The organism is Saccharopolyspora sp. NPDC000995 (assembly GCF_053599315.1).
In genome coordinates this window covers 1-14,742 of sequence record NZ_JBSFLZ010000060.1, presented here as the reverse complement: position 1 = coordinate 14,742, position 14,742 = coordinate 1, and the positions used below count along the sequence as shown (strand labels likewise).

General features: G+C 68.2%; 12 protein-coding genes. 6 read left to right on the top strand and 6 right to left on the bottom strand.

Annotated features, from left to right (window positions below; translation table 11 throughout):
• Positions 1-2: 2 nt before the first annotated feature.
• The 3 genes from ACWDKQ_RS20070 to ACWDKQ_RS20060 all read right to left on the bottom strand — a co-directional run bounded on the left by ACWDKQ_RS20070 (position 3) and on the right by ACWDKQ_RS20060 (position 3,775).
• Positions 3-1,076: a hypothetical protein gene (locus tag ACWDKQ_RS20070; RefSeq protein ID WP_450140257.1), complete on the bottom strand. Its 1,074-nt coding sequence runs from the start codon at positions 1,074-1,076 to the stop codon at positions 3-5.
• A gap of 17 nt (positions 1,077-1,093) precedes the next feature.
• Positions 1,094-2,668 carry an acyl-CoA synthetase gene (locus ACWDKQ_RS20065; protein ID WP_450140256.1) on the bottom strand — a complete coding sequence of 525 codons (1,575 nt, stop codon included), beginning with the start codon at positions 2,666-2,668 and terminating at the stop codon, positions 1,094-1,096.
• Positions 2,669-2,881: 213 nt separating this feature from the next.
• The gene (locus ACWDKQ_RS20060) at positions 2,882-3,775 is read right to left on the bottom strand and encodes a LysR family transcriptional regulator (RefSeq protein WP_450140255.1); all 894 of its coding nucleotides are present in this window, start codon (positions 3,773-3,775) and stop codon (positions 2,882-2,884) included.
• Positions 3,776-4,006: 231 nt separating this feature from the next.
• Between ACWDKQ_RS20060 and ACWDKQ_RS20055 the strand changes: the two genes are divergently transcribed.
• Genes ACWDKQ_RS20055 through hglS form a run of 3 tightly spaced genes read left to right on the top strand, consistent with a single transcriptional unit; the run spans position 4,007 to position 7,214 of the window.
• Positions 4,007-4,714, top strand: a complete 708-nt coding sequence (locus tag ACWDKQ_RS20055; RefSeq protein ID WP_450140272.1) for a LysR family transcriptional regulator — start codon at positions 4,007-4,009, stop codon at positions 4,712-4,714.
• Between the two features lie 17 nt (positions 4,715-4,731).
• A complete protein-coding gene (locus tag ACWDKQ_RS20050; protein ID WP_450140254.1) occupies positions 4,732-5,883 on the top strand; it encodes a Glu/Leu/Phe/Val family dehydrogenase in 1,152 nt (383 codons plus the stop codon).
• The gene (gene hglS, locus ACWDKQ_RS20045) at positions 5,883-7,214 is read left to right on the top strand and encodes a 2-oxoadipate dioxygenase/decarboxylase (RefSeq protein ID WP_450140253.1); all 1,332 of its coding nucleotides are present in this window, start codon (positions 5,883-5,885) and stop codon (positions 7,212-7,214) included. The genes ACWDKQ_RS20050 and hglS overlap by 1 nt, the downstream gene beginning before the upstream one ends.
• A gap of 55 nt (positions 7,215-7,269) precedes the next feature.
• On the opposite strand, the gene ACWDKQ_RS20040 is transcribed toward hglS, so the two are convergent.
• Positions 7,270-8,226: a LysR family transcriptional regulator gene (locus ACWDKQ_RS20040; RefSeq protein WP_450140252.1), complete on the bottom strand. Its 957-nt coding sequence runs from the start codon at positions 8,224-8,226 to the stop codon at positions 7,270-7,272.
• 147 nt (positions 8,227-8,373) lie between these two features.
• Between ACWDKQ_RS20040 and ACWDKQ_RS20035 the strand changes: the two genes are divergently transcribed.
• From ACWDKQ_RS20035 to ACWDKQ_RS20025, 3 genes are all read left to right on the top strand, one after another.
• Complete coding sequence (locus tag ACWDKQ_RS20035; protein WP_450140251.1) at positions 8,374-8,730, top strand: hypothetical protein; 357 nt, start codon at positions 8,374-8,376, stop codon at positions 8,728-8,730.
• Between the two features lie 29 nt (positions 8,731-8,759).
• Entirely contained in the window at positions 8,760-10,295 is a 1,536-nt protein-coding gene (gene amaB / locus ACWDKQ_RS20030; RefSeq protein ID WP_450140250.1) for an L-piperidine-6-carboxylate dehydrogenase, read from the top strand.
• A gap of 221 nt (positions 10,296-10,516) precedes the next feature.
• A complete protein-coding gene (locus ACWDKQ_RS20025; protein ID WP_450140249.1) occupies positions 10,517-13,369 on the top strand; it encodes an FAD-binding and (Fe-S)-binding domain-containing protein in 2,853 nt (950 codons plus the stop codon).
• A gap of 44 nt (positions 13,370-13,413) precedes the next feature.
• On the opposite strand, the gene ACWDKQ_RS20020 is transcribed toward ACWDKQ_RS20025, so the two are convergent.
• Both ACWDKQ_RS20020 and ACWDKQ_RS20015 read right to left on the bottom strand, forming a co-directional pair.
• Entirely contained in the window at positions 13,414-13,668 is a 255-nt protein-coding gene (locus tag ACWDKQ_RS20020) for a hypothetical protein (RefSeq protein ID WP_450140248.1), read from the bottom strand.
• Positions 13,659-14,742, bottom strand: a 1,084-nt coding sequence (locus tag ACWDKQ_RS20015) for an alpha-hydroxy acid oxidase (protein ID WP_450140247.1), incomplete at its 5' end; no start/stop codon positions are given. The genes ACWDKQ_RS20015 and ACWDKQ_RS20020, both read right to left, overlap by 10 nt.

The window sequence follows — 14,742 nt, the reverse complement described above, 5'->3', positions numbered from 1 at the left end:
CGTCACCACAGCCATCTGCCGGTGTCGGTGAGCTGCCAGGTCTCGCCGCCGCCGTGCGCGGTGCGGGTGATCTCGACGTGGCCGTTGAGCATTCGCGTGGCTGCGCTGTGGAACTCGAAGAACGCCTGCCGGAGCCCCTGCGGGTACGACTCGTCGAACGGGGGGTAGGAGCCCATCTCCAGTCGGTAGGTGTGCTCGTCGACCTTCGTGACGCTGACGTCCCTTCGGGCCGCAGCGAGGAGCCTTTCGTGGAACGTGGTTATGTCTGCCACCGACTTGCCGGAAACACAGGCCGTGGCGGCGAGCTCCGGCGTGAGCTGGACCGCGAGCAGACGGGACGCCGAGGCGACGATCTGGTGGGCGGCGAACTCGCCGTAGGTCCCGTAGAGGGAGTCGACCGTCGCCTGGACGTACCCGGAGGAGAACTTGGGGCGTGCCTTGAGTATTCGTTGCTCCGGCCACCGCACCGGATCGAGCTTCGGCGCGGCAGCGGGATGGAACTCGGGGGTGCGCAGCGCCACCTCGTATCGCATCGTCTGCGATTGGTCGATGTCGTGGTCGTATTCGATGAAGTAGCCTTCGTCGTAGGGGTCGCCCTCCATGGAGAACTTCGTGCCGACGTAGCCGAGTCGCGGGCAGTTCATGTACTTGCCGTTGCGTGGGTGCCACGAGCTGAATACCGTGCGGCGCACCGAGGCGGGCATGGCGATCATCGCGACACCCGCGTACATCCACATCGGCGCTCGGTAGCGGATCCACACCTTCTTGGGCGATTCCTCGACGTACTCCATGTCCAGTCCGCCGATGATGTTGGTGAAGTAGTGGTACTTCGCCGCGGCGACGGCGGGTGGGTCGTCGTGGATACCGAGCTTTCGGAGTCCTTCCGCGTACCGGTCGCCCTGGTGGTTCGTGAGCACTTCGAACCACAACTTGTTGGCGGCTGCCTCGCCCTTCTCCCGGAACGTCATCGCGGTAAGTGCGGAGAACATCCTGCTGAAAAAGGTCGTGGACAGCGCCGAGGAGAACCGGAGTTCCGCCAGCTCGGTGGTCGTCGATTCCTGCGTTAACGTGGTCATCTTTGGCCTTCCTTGGCTCAGTACTCGCATCCGGCGGGCCACGATCTGAGCTGAGCGCGGCCGAGCTTTCCCGACTGTCCGCGCGGCAGCTCGCGGACGAATTCGACGAGCTTCGGGTAACCGAACGCGGAGTGGCCTTTCTTGACGAACCGCTTGATGTTCTCGGCGAGTTCCAGTGACGGTTCATAGCCTGGGCAAAGGACGACGAACGCTTTCACCCGGTGGCCACGTGCCGTGTCCGCAATGCCGATGACGCCCGCCTCGGCCACGGCCGGATGCCGGCTGCAGGCTTCCTCGATCTCGAACGGGCTGATCCGGTAACCGGCCGACTTGATGACGTCGTCCTTGCGGCCGACGTAGAAGACGTAGCCGTCGGGGTCGGCCCATGCGATGTCCTTGGTGTGAAACCAGGTGCCGCCGAAATCCTTGCTGGTCTCCGCAGCACGCCCCCAGTAGCCCAGCGGGTACTGCGGATTGCTGCGGGCACGCAGGCAGATCTCCCCGGACTCACCCGAGGGCACAGGCTGTTCGTCCTCGTCCAGGATCGCGACGTCCCAGCCGGGCACCGGGAGACCCATCGAGCCCTCTTTCCGCGGTATATCGGGAAAGTTCCCGATCATCGGGTACGCCTCGGTCATCCCGTAGTTCTCCAGCACCGGCACGCCGAACTGCTCGGCGAACCAGGCGGACTCCGCTTTCCCGAGCGGTTCGTTCGCCGCGCACACGACCCGGAACTTCTGCGGGAACCGAATACCGGCATCGGGGACCGCGTTCATCATGATCCGCAGCCCGGTCGGGTTGAGGAACACGTTGCTGACGCCCAGCCGGGACAGCACGCCGAGCAGTCCCGCCGCGTCGAATCTGCGGCCGGTGGCGTAGACGACGTTGACCGCCCCGTAGCGCCAAGGGCCCAGGATCTTGTAGACACCCCACGCCCAATCGCCCATCCAGTAGGACAGCTCGCCGTCGCGCAGGTCCTGGCAGTACTCGAACTCGTTGTGGCCGATGAGGCTGCGGTGCGGCGCGAGCACACCCTTGGGGCGGCCGGTGGAGCCGGAGGTGTAGTACAGAAGTGCCGGATCATCGGCCAGCGTGTCCGTCGTGTCCGTGTGCGTGGGGCACGCGCGAACCGCGGCCAGGCCGCGCTCGTCGAGCAACAGAGTCTCAACTACCGCGTCGGTGATGCCTCTGGCGGCGGTCGCCGAGTCGATGACGAGCAACCGGGCGTCCGCGTCCGTGATCCGGTAGCGCAGTGAATCGTCGCTCCACAGGGTCGACATCGGCATCCCGATCGCACCGATCTTCAGCACCCCGAGCAGAGCAGCCGCGCTTTCGGCCGTCGTCGGCGACAACACGCCTACCCGGTCCCCATGACGGACTCCCCGCGCGCTGTAGTAGCTCGCGAACCGTGAGCTGAGATCCTGCAACTCACCCCAGCGCACCCGCCTGTCCGGACCTTCGCCGTCAGTCCAGATCATGGCCAATTTCTCCGGCGGATGTTTGTCGCAGACGTCGCGCGCGACGTTGTACTGCCGCGGAACCACCCATCGATGATTCGCGCGCATCCGGTGATAAGCCGCCAGGTCACTCAAGGAACAATCCTTTCTCTTGAAAGGAAAATCGAGTCGCGCAGCGTCCAGCGCGCGAATTCCGACGTTCCGCTTTGCGGCCGGAATGTCGATTGGTTTCGACCGGAGGTGTCAATCGATGGGAGAACACTAGGGTCGCGATGGCCGCGTAAGCAATGGCAACGAGCCCGAGGTCTTGTTACCGGTACCCCAAGGTTGCCTTGGCCTGGACACGCCCTACCGGGTGCACGCGTCACGCAGCGCTTCGATGCCCTTCGGCAGTAGCGGATTGGAGTTCGTTGAGCGATGCAACGCGAGGATCCGCCGCCCGGGAGCCCACTGCCGCAGCCGCATGCTGTGGACGCCGTCTTGGGAGGTGTATCCCATTTCCGGAACGATCGCCACGCCAGCACCACCCCGCACGAGGCCCTGCACGACGTCGTAGTCGTCGCTGCGGAAAGCGACGGCCGGGATGAATCCGTGTGCCGCGCAGATCCGGCGCAGGCACCTGGCCGAAGCCGTCTCGTCCTGGCTGGAGATCCAGCGGTCATGCTGCAGGTCCTCAAGCCGGAAGTCTTCGGCACCAGCGCGCGGGTGCGAGGCGGGCATCACCAGGAGCAGATCCTCGGTCATAAGCTCGACACCGGTGAGCCCTGATGGCCAATTCTCCGGTACCAATGCGTAGACGTGGACGACGGCGATGTCGATGTGTCCTTCGACGACCCCGGCGAGGAGATGCCTGGTGTTGCCCTCGTCGAGCTCCACATCCGCGTCCGGATACGCGGTGATCACGCTGGCCAGCACCCGCGGGATGATCTTCGAGTTGGCGGTGGGAAAGCTGCCCAGCCGCAGACGACCGTGCGCGCCGTCGGCCAGCCGGGATAGCTGGGCATCGAATTCGTCCAGCCGCATCAGGAGTTCCCTACCCTGAGCAGCGAGGTACCGGGCGGCGGTGGTCGCGCGGATGGCGTGCGCCTCCCGCTCGAACAACGTCACCCCCGCGGCCCGCTCCAGGCCGGCGATCTGCTGCGAGACCGCCGACGCGGTGTAGCCGAGACGTCTTCCAGCCGCGGCGAAGGAACCTTCCCTGACGACTTCGCACAAAGCGCACAGCTGCGTGATGTTGACCATTCACCGCATGTTACCGGCGAACTGCCAAGAAATTCGTTCATGGCAATGGTATTTCGCCGTTCTGCAACGCCGTCGCCGATCGCGGGGTTTCCCGGCGGGAATTCTGCACTGCGGGAATTTTTGAATCGCCGGAAAGTCCGCGCATGTTTTCGCGGTGCCGGAGCGAGGGCGCCGTCTTGATCATGAGCCTCCGCATTACCACGGAGGTTATGGCCCGGTCCTCAGCGCGGCATCGGTCTCGGCCGAGGCCGCTACGCGTCGCCGTTCGATTGGCGAGGTCTCGCGCAGCGCATCTCGGCCGGCGGGTGCGCTCTGGCACGATCAGGATGCAGGCCCCGGAGATCCGACTGTTCAGCAGCTGCGGGCCTTTCGGCGGTCGCCCAGGACCTGCAGCACTTCGGGCGCGCGGCCCGCCGATTACAGACGACGCAGCCCCCGGTGACTCGGCACGTGCGGGCGCTGGAAAAGGTGATCGGCATTCGGCTGCTGAAACGGAGTTCTCACCGGGTCGAGCTGACCCCGGCGGGGGAAGTATTGCGCGCGGAGCTCGCGGTGGTGCTCGGTCGACTGGACCGCGCTCTTGCGAGGGTGTTCCCTCCGGGATCGAATTGGCGGAACTGTCCGACGAGCCGTTCCTGGCCTTCGAACCGTCCATCGGCCCAGGCCTGTCGCTGCGATGCGCAGCGGCTGCGCCACCGCCGGTTTCGCCCCGATCACCACCCGCCAAGCACGAAGCACACCGATGTCGCTGACCTGGGTGGCCGCGGGCAAGGGAGTTGCCTTGGTGTCCGGGGAGAACGTCGCGTTCGCTGGGATGTGGCGCCTGACCACAGCGGCGAGCCGAGCACAAATTCTGCTTGCCCTGCCTCGCAAGAGACGAGGCCTGGCGACCTGGCGGACTCCAGATCCGCGGCCCCAGGATGGATCTCACCATCCTGATCCTTGGAGCGACGAACTTGCTGAACGATACCTTCGATCTCATCGACGAGTGGGGTCCCGAGAAGGTCGTGTGCGTCTCCGACCGGCGTACGGGCATGAAAGGCGTCCTGGTCATCGACAACTCGGCCCGCGGCATGGGCAAGGGCGGCACCCGGATGAGTGCGGCGCTTTCCATCCGCGAGGTTGCCCGGCTGGCGCGCACGATGACGTGGAAGTGGGCGGCGGTGGACCTGTTCCACGGCGGCGCAAAGGCCGGCGTCCTCGGCGACCCGAACAGCCCCGGCAAGGAGGGAATCCTGCGGGCTTTCGCCCGGGCACTCAAGAACGAGGTCCCGAACGAGTACGTCTTCGGGCTCGACATGGGACTTACCGAGAGGGACGCCGCGATCCTCGCTGACGAGCTCGGCGACATCGGTGCCGCGGTCGGGATGCCCCGTGCCCTGGGAGGGCTTCCGTACGACGAACTCGGTGTCACCGGCTTCGGCGTGGCCGAGGCCGTCGACGCCGCTGGCCAGGCCATCGGGTTGCCGCTGGCAGGCGCCCGGGTGGCTGTCCAGGGCTTCGGGGCAGTCGGGTTCGCCGCTGTCGAGCGGCTGGTCGAGCTCGGCGCGGCCATCGTTGCGGTGGCCACGGCGCAGGGTGCCGTCCTCGCCCCGGAGGGCCTCGACTGCGCCCGGCTGCTCAGCCTCAGGGAGGAGCACGGTGACGCCTGCGTCCAGCACTACGGGACCCCGGTCGAGGCTGCCGAGGCGGTGCTCACCGTGGACGCCGACATCCTCGTCCCGGCCGCCCTCGAGGACGTGATCGACAAGGACCTGGCCATCAAGACGGGGGTGAAGCTCATTGTGGAGGGCGCCAACCTGCCGATCACGCCGGCGGCCCGTGAGGTGCTGCACGCTCGGGGCGTACCGGTGGTCCCCGACTTCATCGCCAATGCAGGCGGGATCGTCGCCGCTGCCCACTCGATGGATGCGAGGTACTCCCCGTTCACTGTCGACCCGTCTGCGGTCTTCCCCATGATCTCGACCAAGATCCGCGCCAACGTGGTGACCGTCCTCGAGGAGTCACGGCGTCGGCAGGTCACCTCGCACGCGGCGGCCCAGACGCTGGCTCAGGAGCGTGTACGAGCGGCCATGCGACTGCGTGGCCGACTTCCGGAGGAGAAGTGATGACCTTCGTCAACTCGACCACCCTGCGAGCCCGGTTCGCAGCCCGGCTCTCCGCCCTCTACGGCGCCGAGGTGCCGGCCTATAAGACGCTGCTCGAGGTCGCCCACGAGGTGAACGGGCGCGTCCTGGAGCGGGACGGTACCGATGCCGAGCGGCTGGGCTCGATCGCTCGGGTGACTGCGGAGCGCCACGGCGCCATCCGGGTCGGGAGCGCGACTGAGCTCGCCCAGTTGGCCAGCATCTTCGGCGCCCTCGGAATGAGACCCACCGGCTTCTACGACCTGCGTGACGCCCACCCCCAGCCCATCCCGGTGATCTCCACCGCGTTCCGGCCCATCGAGCGGGAAGAGCTGGCCGCGAATCCCTTCCGGGTCTTCACCAGCATGCTGGTGCCGGAGGACCGGCGCTTCTTCGACGCCGATCTCGAGCGGCGGCTGAAGGAGTTCATTGCCTGTCGCCGGCTCTTCGCTCCCGAGCTGCTGGAGCTGGCCGACCAGGCCGAGGCCGACGCCGGCATGGATGAGGCCGAAGCCGAACGCTTTCTCGACCTTGCCACCAGCTCCTTCGCGCTCTCCGACCAGCCGGTGGACCGCACCTGGTACGACGAGCTGGAACGGGTCTCCGGAGTCGCCGCGGACATCGGCGGGGTCACTTCCACGCACATCAACCACCTCACCCCGCGGGTGCTCGACATCGACGACCTCTACGTCAGCATGGAGGCTCGCGGGATTGAGATGATCGACAAGATCCAGGGGCCGCCCCGCTGGGACGGTCCGGACGTTCTGCTCCGTCAGACCTCCTTCCGGGCACTCGCGGAGCCACGCAAGTACCGGGAGGCCGACGGCTCGGTCGTCGCGGGCACGATGCGGGTGCGGTTCGGTGAAGTTGAGGCCCGCGGGATCGCGCTCACGCGGGCCGGTCGGGACCTCTACGACGCCGCCATGGCCGACCAGGAGCACTGGGCCGACCACATGCCGGACAGTGAGCGAGAGCTGCACGATCGGGGACTGGCGTACTTCACCTATCGAGTCACCGACGATCGCCCCGCCGTGCCGCCGCCCGCGGACGCGACCCCGGTCGAGCTCGTCGCCGGTGGATGGCTGGCGCCTGACCCGATCGTCTACGAGGACTTCCTCCCGCGCTCCGCGGCGAGGATCTTCGCCTCCAACCTGTCCCGCAGCGGCAGCATGGACTCCGCCCAAGGCGGCGCCGAACGTGACATCGCCTGGATGTCGGAACAGATCGGTCGCCCGGTCAACGTCCCGGAGGACCTGTACGCCGCCGAGAGCCGGACCTCGTTGAGGGCCGCCCTGGAGTTACTCGGCGGATGACACCGAGCCGGTCGCCCCGGGGAGGCAAGACCGGCCAGCGGTGGTCAGCAGGGGGTCACGGGTTCGTCAGCTCACCGGGCACGAGCACGACTTGCTCGGTGTGACTGGGTGACCCGAGTGCCGCTGTCGCGCTGCCTAGCGCGGCGAGCACGCCCTTCCAGGCGCCGTCCGGAAGCGCGCGGGAGCGCAGCGCCAACACCTCCCGGTAGGCGTGCTCGCCGTCTACCCGCAGACAGCGGACACCGTCGGTCTGCCGGAGACCGAGCTCCGGCACGACCGCGATACCCAGCCCGACACCGACCAGGCCGTGGATCACGCCGTAATTGTTGCTGCGGTGCGCGATGGCGGGGTCGAAGTCCGCTCGGGCACAGAGCCTGCGCAAAGCCGAGGCTCCGGCCGTGCCGACTCGGGAGGTGATCCATGAGTCGTCACGGAGATCTTCGAGCCTGATCGTCTCGCCGCTTTCGAGCCGCGGATGGGTATCGGGCAGGAGCAGGTAGAGCCCTTCGTGGATCAGCAGCTCGGTGTCGAACTCCCTGGGAAGGCGGTGGGGCACCGTGCCGTACCTGTATATGACAGCGACGTCGAGCTCGCGTGCCTCCAACAGGTCGAACAGCTCAACTGGCTCACCCTCGTCGAGGTGCACCGCCACGCCAGGATGGGTGTGGCGGAAACGGGAGAGCGCAGCGGGGAGCAGCCGCTCGGCGGCGGTGGGGAAGCACCCGACGCGGATCTGTCCGATGACGCCACTCTGGCGCAGGACGATGTTGTCCTCGAGCGTACGCAGCTGGCCGAGCACCTGGTTGGCTTGCTCAGCCACGAAAACCGCCATGGCGGTTGGGCTGACTCCGTGCGCCCCGCGCTCGAAAAGCTGGGTTCGAGTGGCGCGCTCCAGCGCGGAGATCTGCTGCGAGACGGCCGACCCGGTGTAACCAAGCTCCCTCGCGGCGTCCGCGAACGAGCCTGTACGCAGGACTGTCTGCAGCGTTTGCAGCTGAAGGGGATTGAGCATGAGAAAACCTAAGCACATCCGTCAGCGCAGATCGCCGATCACAGCATATCCCCTTGTGAACCCAGGGTAAGCAATGCTTAAGGGAGCCTCACGATCTTTCGTCTGCTAACTCTTCCGAACGTCCGGGCACGACGACAGGATGGTGGCATGAAGCAAACCCGTACTCTGACTGCGTCTGCTGACGTCGTCGTCAACGGGGGCGGTGTCATGGGGGTCAGTACCGTCGGCTATCTCGTCCCTGCCGACAACGGCGGACCTCGCCTCCGCCGAGAAGGACGTGGCACTTATCGGCCGCTCACGGTCGATTCCGGATTGGTCCACATCTGCGGGTTTTCCGGCCATGGCTTGATGATGGTCCCCGCGATCGGAGAGGTCCTCCGTGACCTCTGCCTGGACCGCGAACCAATCGTCGAGGCGAATGCGATGGACACCGAACCGGTTCAGCAGGTTGAGGGCCAGGCCGGAACTCGACATTGCCTGACGCACGCCACCACTTACCGCTGATTCAACGCTACAAGGAGCTGATCCCCACCATGTCCCGTACCGGCATCCCCACCGCCGAGGTCCTGGGAGCCCAGGCCCTGCGGGCCGCGAAAGCCTGCGGCGTCGACACCGCCACGATCACGGGTGACCAGGCCCATCGTTCACCCGTCAATGGAGGCGACCTCGGCGGCGTCGGTTGGTGCGAGACCTCTGCGGTGGGCGACGCGGTGGCCCGTGCCCACGCCGCCTACCTCGAGTGGCGCAAGGTCCCGGCCCCGGCACGCGGCGCTGTCATCAAGCGATTCGGAGAGCTGCTGACCGAGCACAAGTCTGACCTGGCCACCCTCGTCAGCCTCGAGGTAGGCAAGATCACCTCCGAGGCGCTCGGGGAGGTCCAGGAGATGATCGACATCTGCGACTTCGCCCTCGGCCTCTCGCGCCAGCTCTACGGCCGCACCTCAGTGTCGGAGCGGCCCGGTCACCGGCTGATGGAGACCTGGCACCCGATCGGCGTGGTCGGCGTGATCAGCGCGTTCAACTTCCCAGTCGCGGTCTGGTCCTGGAACACCGCGATCGCCCTGGTCTGCGGCGACACCGTGATCTGGAAGCCGTCCGAGCAGGCGCCGCTTTGCGCATGGGCCTCCGCCGCGCTGCTCGATCGGGCGCTGAAGGAATGCGGTGCTCCCGCCGATGTCTCGCAGGTCGTCGTCGGTGGCCCCGAGATCGGCGAGGCGCTCGTCGACCATCCTGGTGTGGCCCTGGTTAGCGCCACCGGTTCCACCCGGATGGGCAAGGCGGTCGGCCCACGGGTCGCCAACAGGTTCGGGCGTTCGTTGCTCGAGCTTGGCGGCAACAACGCTGCCATCGTGGCGCCGTCGGCCGACCTCGACCTGACACTGCGCGGTGTCGTCTTCGCCGCCGCCGGTACCGCCGGCCAGCGCTGCACCACCATGCGCCGCGTCATCGCGCACACCTCGGTGGCACAGGAACTCACCGAGCGGCTGGTTGAGGCGTATGGTCGGCTGCCGATCGGCAACCCGATGGCCGACGGCACCCTGGTCGGCCCCCTCGTCCACGGGCAGGCGTACGACGCCATGGCTGCGGCGCTGAGGCAGGCGGAGACCGAGGGAGGTAAGACCGTGGCCGGAGGAGAGCGGGTCCTCACCGATGTCGCACCTGACGCGTACTACGTCAAGCCAGCGATCGTCACTATGCCGGGCCAGACCAGCATCGTGCGGGCCGAGACTTTCGCGCCGCTGCTTTACGTCATGACCTACGACGACATCCAGGAGGCGATCACCCTCAACAACGACGTCCCGCAGGGCCTGTCGTCCTCGATCTTCACCCGCGACCAGGCCGAGGCCGAGCTCTTCGTCTCCGCCGAGGGGTCCGACTGCGGCATCGTCAACGTCAACATCGGCACCTCCGGAGCGGAGATCGGTGGTGCGTTCGGAGGGGAGAAGGAGACCGGCGGTGGCCGCGAGTCCGGCTCCGACGCCTGGCGGGCCTACATGCGCCGGGCCACCAACACGATCAACTACTCCGGCGAGCTGCCGCTGGCCCAAGGGGTCGACTTCTCGGTTTGATCCAGGGACGGTCGGCTTCGTGGGGACTGACACCGCCGGCCGCCATGGCCCGGGCATGGCGGGCAGCGCACGCGCGACGAGGTTTCGCTGGGGCGTTTAAACCACGGGCCACCGCAGAAGTGCCGGGCTCCTGGTGGGCAACTGCTCGCGGGATTACCGGTCGCGCTTCCTGGATGGCGTGAATGGATGACGATCGGGCAGTACCGCCCGTGGGAGGACGAATGAGTCAGGCACCGGTCGACACGGCGCGCAATGTCGCCGCGGAGCTGCGCCGGCGGGGCGTCGAGCAGGTCGACGACTCCACGCTCGGCCGGGCGCTGTACTCCTCCGACGCCAGCCTGTACCGGGTCATCCCACAGGTCGTCGTCCGCGCCCAGCACACCAGCGAGCTCCACGCGGTCCACGAGGTCTCCCGTGAGCTCGGCGTGCCGCTGACGATGCGCGGTGCCGGGACCTCGATCGCGGGCAACGCGATCGGCCCCGGAATCGTGGTCGACACACGTGACCTGCGCCGGATCCACGTCGATCCGGAGTCCCGGAACGCCACCGTCGGCCCCGGGGTCGTCCACGCCGATCTGCAGCGTGCGGCTGCGCCGTACGGCCTCCGCTTCGGTCCGGACCCTTCCACCCACTCTCGCTGCACCATCGGCGGGATGATCGGCAACAACGCCTGCGGCTCGCGCGCGCTGGGCTACGGACGCACCGCCGACAACGTCCAGGCGCTCACGGTGCTCTTCGGCAACGGCGAGACCGGGAGCTTCGCCGCCGGTGATTTCGAGACACGCCTTCGGCCTTCATCGACCACCGCCAGCCGGCTGGCGGCGCTGGCCGACAACCACCTCGCCCACATCCGGACCACCTTTGGCCGGTTCGGGCGCCAGGTGAGCGGCTACAGCCTCGAGCACCTGCTGCCCGAGAACGGCCGCCGGGTCGAGCGCTTCCTGGTGGGCAGCGAAGGCACGCTGGGCACCGTCCTGGAGGCGACCGTACGCCTGGTGGAGGACGAGCCGGGCCGGCTGCTCCTGGTGCTGGGCTATGCCTCGATGCTCGAGGCCGCCGACGCGGTCCCGGCCCTGCTGGCTGCGGCACCTGGCAGGCTGATCGCGTGCGAGGGCATGGACGCGCGCATCGTCGAGCTGGTCCGGGCTCAGGGCAAGCCGATCCCGGAGCTCCCGCGCGGTGGTGGCTGGCTGTTCGCCGAGGTCGCCGGGGCGGACGCACCGGCGCTCGCCGAGTCGCTGCGGCGCGCTGGTGGGGCGCTCGACACCCGAGTGGTGGCCGACGCGGCCGAGGCCGCGGCGCTGTGGCGGATCCGCGAGGACGGCGCCGGCCTGGCGGGCCGCTCGCTGCCGACCCCGGCGTACTCGGGTTGGGAGGACTCCGCGGTCCCGCCGGCGAACCTCGGCGCCTGGCTGCGCGACTTCGACGAGCTCCTGCGCGGCCACGGGCTGCGGGGCTACCCGTACGGCCACTTCGGTGACGGCTGCATCCACTGCCGCATCGACTTCCCGTTCGCATCCGGCGACCCGGGCAGCGCCCAGGTGTTCCGCGACTTCATGGCGGCGTGCGCGGTGAAACTTAGCGAGTACGGCGGCTCGCTGTCCGGTGAGCACGGCGACGGCCGGGTCCGCTCCGAGCTGCTTTCGATCATGTACGACGCCGACTCGCTCGCGCTGTTTCGGGCTGCAAAGGAGATCTGCGACCCGGAAAACCTGATGAACCCGGGCAACATCGTCGAGCCCGCGGCGATCACCGACGACCTGCGTCCGGTCCGGCCGGTCACGTTGCCCCGGCGGCGTGGCCTCAACCTGATCCACGACGACGGTGACCTCGGCGCAGCGGTCCACCGCTGCACGGGCGTCGGCAAGTGCGTCGCCCCGAAGACCGGCGGCGTCATGTGCCCCTCCTACCTCGCTACCCGGCAGGAGAAAGACTCCACCCGCGGTCGCGCACGGGTGCTGCAGGAGGCCCTCGACGGCGGGCTGGTCGACGGGCTTGGCGACGAGGCAGTGGCGGAGGCGCTCGACCTCTGCCTGGCGTGCAAGGGCTGCTCGACCGACTGCCCGAGCGGCGTCGACATGGCGACGTACAAATCGGAGGCGCTCTACCAGAAGCACGACGCCCCTGGCGGGGGAAAGCAGCGTCGGCCGCGCTCCCACTTCGTCCTTGGCAAGCTGCCGATGTGGGCGCGGCTCGTGGGTCCGATGGCGCCGCTGGCCAACGCGTTGATGAGGTGGAAGCCGATCGCGAAGCTCGCCAAGAACGCCGCCGGCATCGATCAGCGTCGCTCGATCCCGACGTTGGCGAAGAAGGCCCTCAAGAGCTCCGCGAAAACGGCGACGTTGTCCTCCCGGCGTAGGTCGGTCGCACCTGAAGCCGCCCCCGACGTGTGGATCTGGGCGGACTCGTTCACCGACCACTTCTTCGCGCAGTCCGGCCACAGCGCGATCCGCTTCCTCGAGGCGCACGGCCTGACCGTGCACGTGATCGGTGACAAGGCCTGCTGCGGCCTCACCTGGATCACCACCGGCCAGCTAGATCAGGCTCGGCGAATCATGGACCGCACCGTGCGTACGCTCGCCCGCTACGTCGCCAGCGGTGTGCCGGTGCTCGGCCTGGAGCCGTCCTGCACGGCCACGCTGCGCTCGGACTCGCTGGAGCTCGGCGACCCGTCAGTGGCGAAGCCCGTGGCTGAGGGGCTGCTCACCTTCGCCGAGCTGGTGACGAAGCTGGACCTCCCGCTGCCCGACCTGAGCGGGGTCGACGTCGTCGCCCAGCCGCACTGCCACCAGCACGCGGTGCTCGGGTGGACCGCCGACGAGGCGCTGCTGACGAAGGCCGGCGCCAAGGTCACGAGGGTGCCGGGCTGCTGCGGCCTGGCCGGGAACTTCGGCGTCGAGCAGGGCCACTACGAGGTCTCGGTGGCAGTCGCGGAGACGCACCTGCTGCCGACCGTCCGAGCCAACCCCGACGCCGTCGTGCTCGCGGATGGGATGTCCTGCCGGGTCCAGGTCGACGACCTCGCTGGCGTGCCCACCATGCACCTGGCGGAGCTGTTCGCCTCCCGCGTGTGATGGCGAACGTCGTGTCCGGCGCGGTCGCCGCGTGCCGTCGGCCGTCAGATCAGCTCGTCCTCGCCGCAGTCGTCGGGCCTGAGGGCGTCACGGATGCGAACGACCGGGCTGAGGTGGGGCGGGGAGGCAACCGGCGGCGAGGTGAAGACCGTCCTCGATCTCAGGCACGACGAGCGGGCAGGCACTGCCGGTAGGACACCGCTGGTGCGGTTATTGCGGTAGGTCACGCTCTCGTTGATCACCTCGGGCACAGGCAGCGAGCCCGAGGCCAAGTACGGGTACCAGAGCGTCAGTCCCACAGGGCGTCATGGTTGATCTCCGCGATTGTGCGCAGACCGCTCAGGGCCATAGCCATCTCCAGCTCCACCCGGAGCCGGGTGACCACCTGCCGTACGCCCTCCGCCCCTGCGACGGAGAGGCCCCACAGGTAGGGGCGGCCGATCAGCACCGCGTCGGCACCGAGGGCAAGGGCCTTGAGGACGTCGCCGCCGGACCGGATGCCACCGTCGACGAGCACCGGCACCCGGCCATCGACCCGGCGGGCGACCCTCGGGAGGGCATCGGCGGTGGCCGGCAACGAGTCGAGGTTGCGCCCTCCGTGGTTGGACACGATGACCCCGGCCACACCAGCAGCGATCGCCCGCTCGGCGTCGTCGGGCCGCAGGATGCCTTTCACCATCAGCGGGAGGCCCAGCTCCGTGCACAGCGCGGTGAGTCGCTCCCACGTCATCGCGGCATCGAGCGCCGGGCGGTAGATCATCTCGGGGTCGGTTACGGGCACGAGGCCGCCCGGCAGGTTCTTCAAGACGCCGAACTCGAGGCCGTCGGGAAGCGTGACACCGTCCCATCCCTGGCCGGTGCGCATCCCCGCGACCGGGGTGTCCAAGGTGATGACCAGTGCTTCCGCGCCGAGCGCGGTGGCTTCGTCGAGCACCGCGGCCATGTACCGCGCGTCTGGGGCAGGGTTGATCTGATGCCACCACGGCCCGGTGGCGGCGGCCGCGATGTCGCCTAGCGGCGTGGTGGTGTAGGAGCTGGCCACATACGTCGCCCCGGCCATCCCGGCACCGAGTACGCTCGCTTCCTCCCCGTCGGGGTGCACCAGCCGGTGGCTACCCGTCGGACCGAGCAGGATCGGATGCGGCAAGCGGCGACCGAGCAGCTCGGTCCTGAGGTCGATGCTGCGGACGTCCACGCCGACGCGAGGCGCGATGGTGAGACCGGCCCAGCGCTGCTCGTTGCAGGACGCGGTCTTACCCGAGCCGGCGGCCGACATGACGTAGCGGTGAGCCATCGCCGACATGTGTTGCCCAGCCAGGCGGGCGAACTCCTCCAAGGTCGGGATCGCCGTGGTCGGCGGCCCCGGGGCCGCC

Coding starts and splice junctions, on each gene's coding strand:
- ACWDKQ_RS20070 (WP_450140257.1), bottom strand. CDS start 1,076: ATGACCACGTTAACGCAGGAATCGACGACCACCGAGCTGGCGGAACTC.
- ACWDKQ_RS20060 (WP_450140255.1), bottom strand. CDS start 3,775: ATGGTCAACATCACGCAGCTGTGCGCTTTGTGCGAAGTCGTCAGGGAA.
- ACWDKQ_RS20035 (WP_450140251.1), top strand. CDS start 8,374: ATGAAGCAAACCCGTACTCTGACTGCGTCTGCTGACGTCGTCGTCAAC.
- ACWDKQ_RS20040 (WP_450140252.1), bottom strand. CDS start 8,226: ATGCTCAATCCCCTTCAGCTGCAAACGCTGCAGACAGTCCTGCGTACA.
- amaB (WP_450140250.1), top strand. CDS start 8,760: ATGTCCCGTACCGGCATCCCCACCGCCGAGGTCCTGGGAGCCCAGGCC.
- hglS (WP_450140253.1), top strand. CDS start 5,883: ATGACCTTCGTCAACTCGACCACCCTGCGAGCCCGGTTCGCAGCCCGG.
- ACWDKQ_RS20025 (WP_450140249.1), top strand. CDS start 10,517: ATGAGTCAGGCACCGGTCGACACGGCGCGCAATGTCGCCGCGGAGCTG.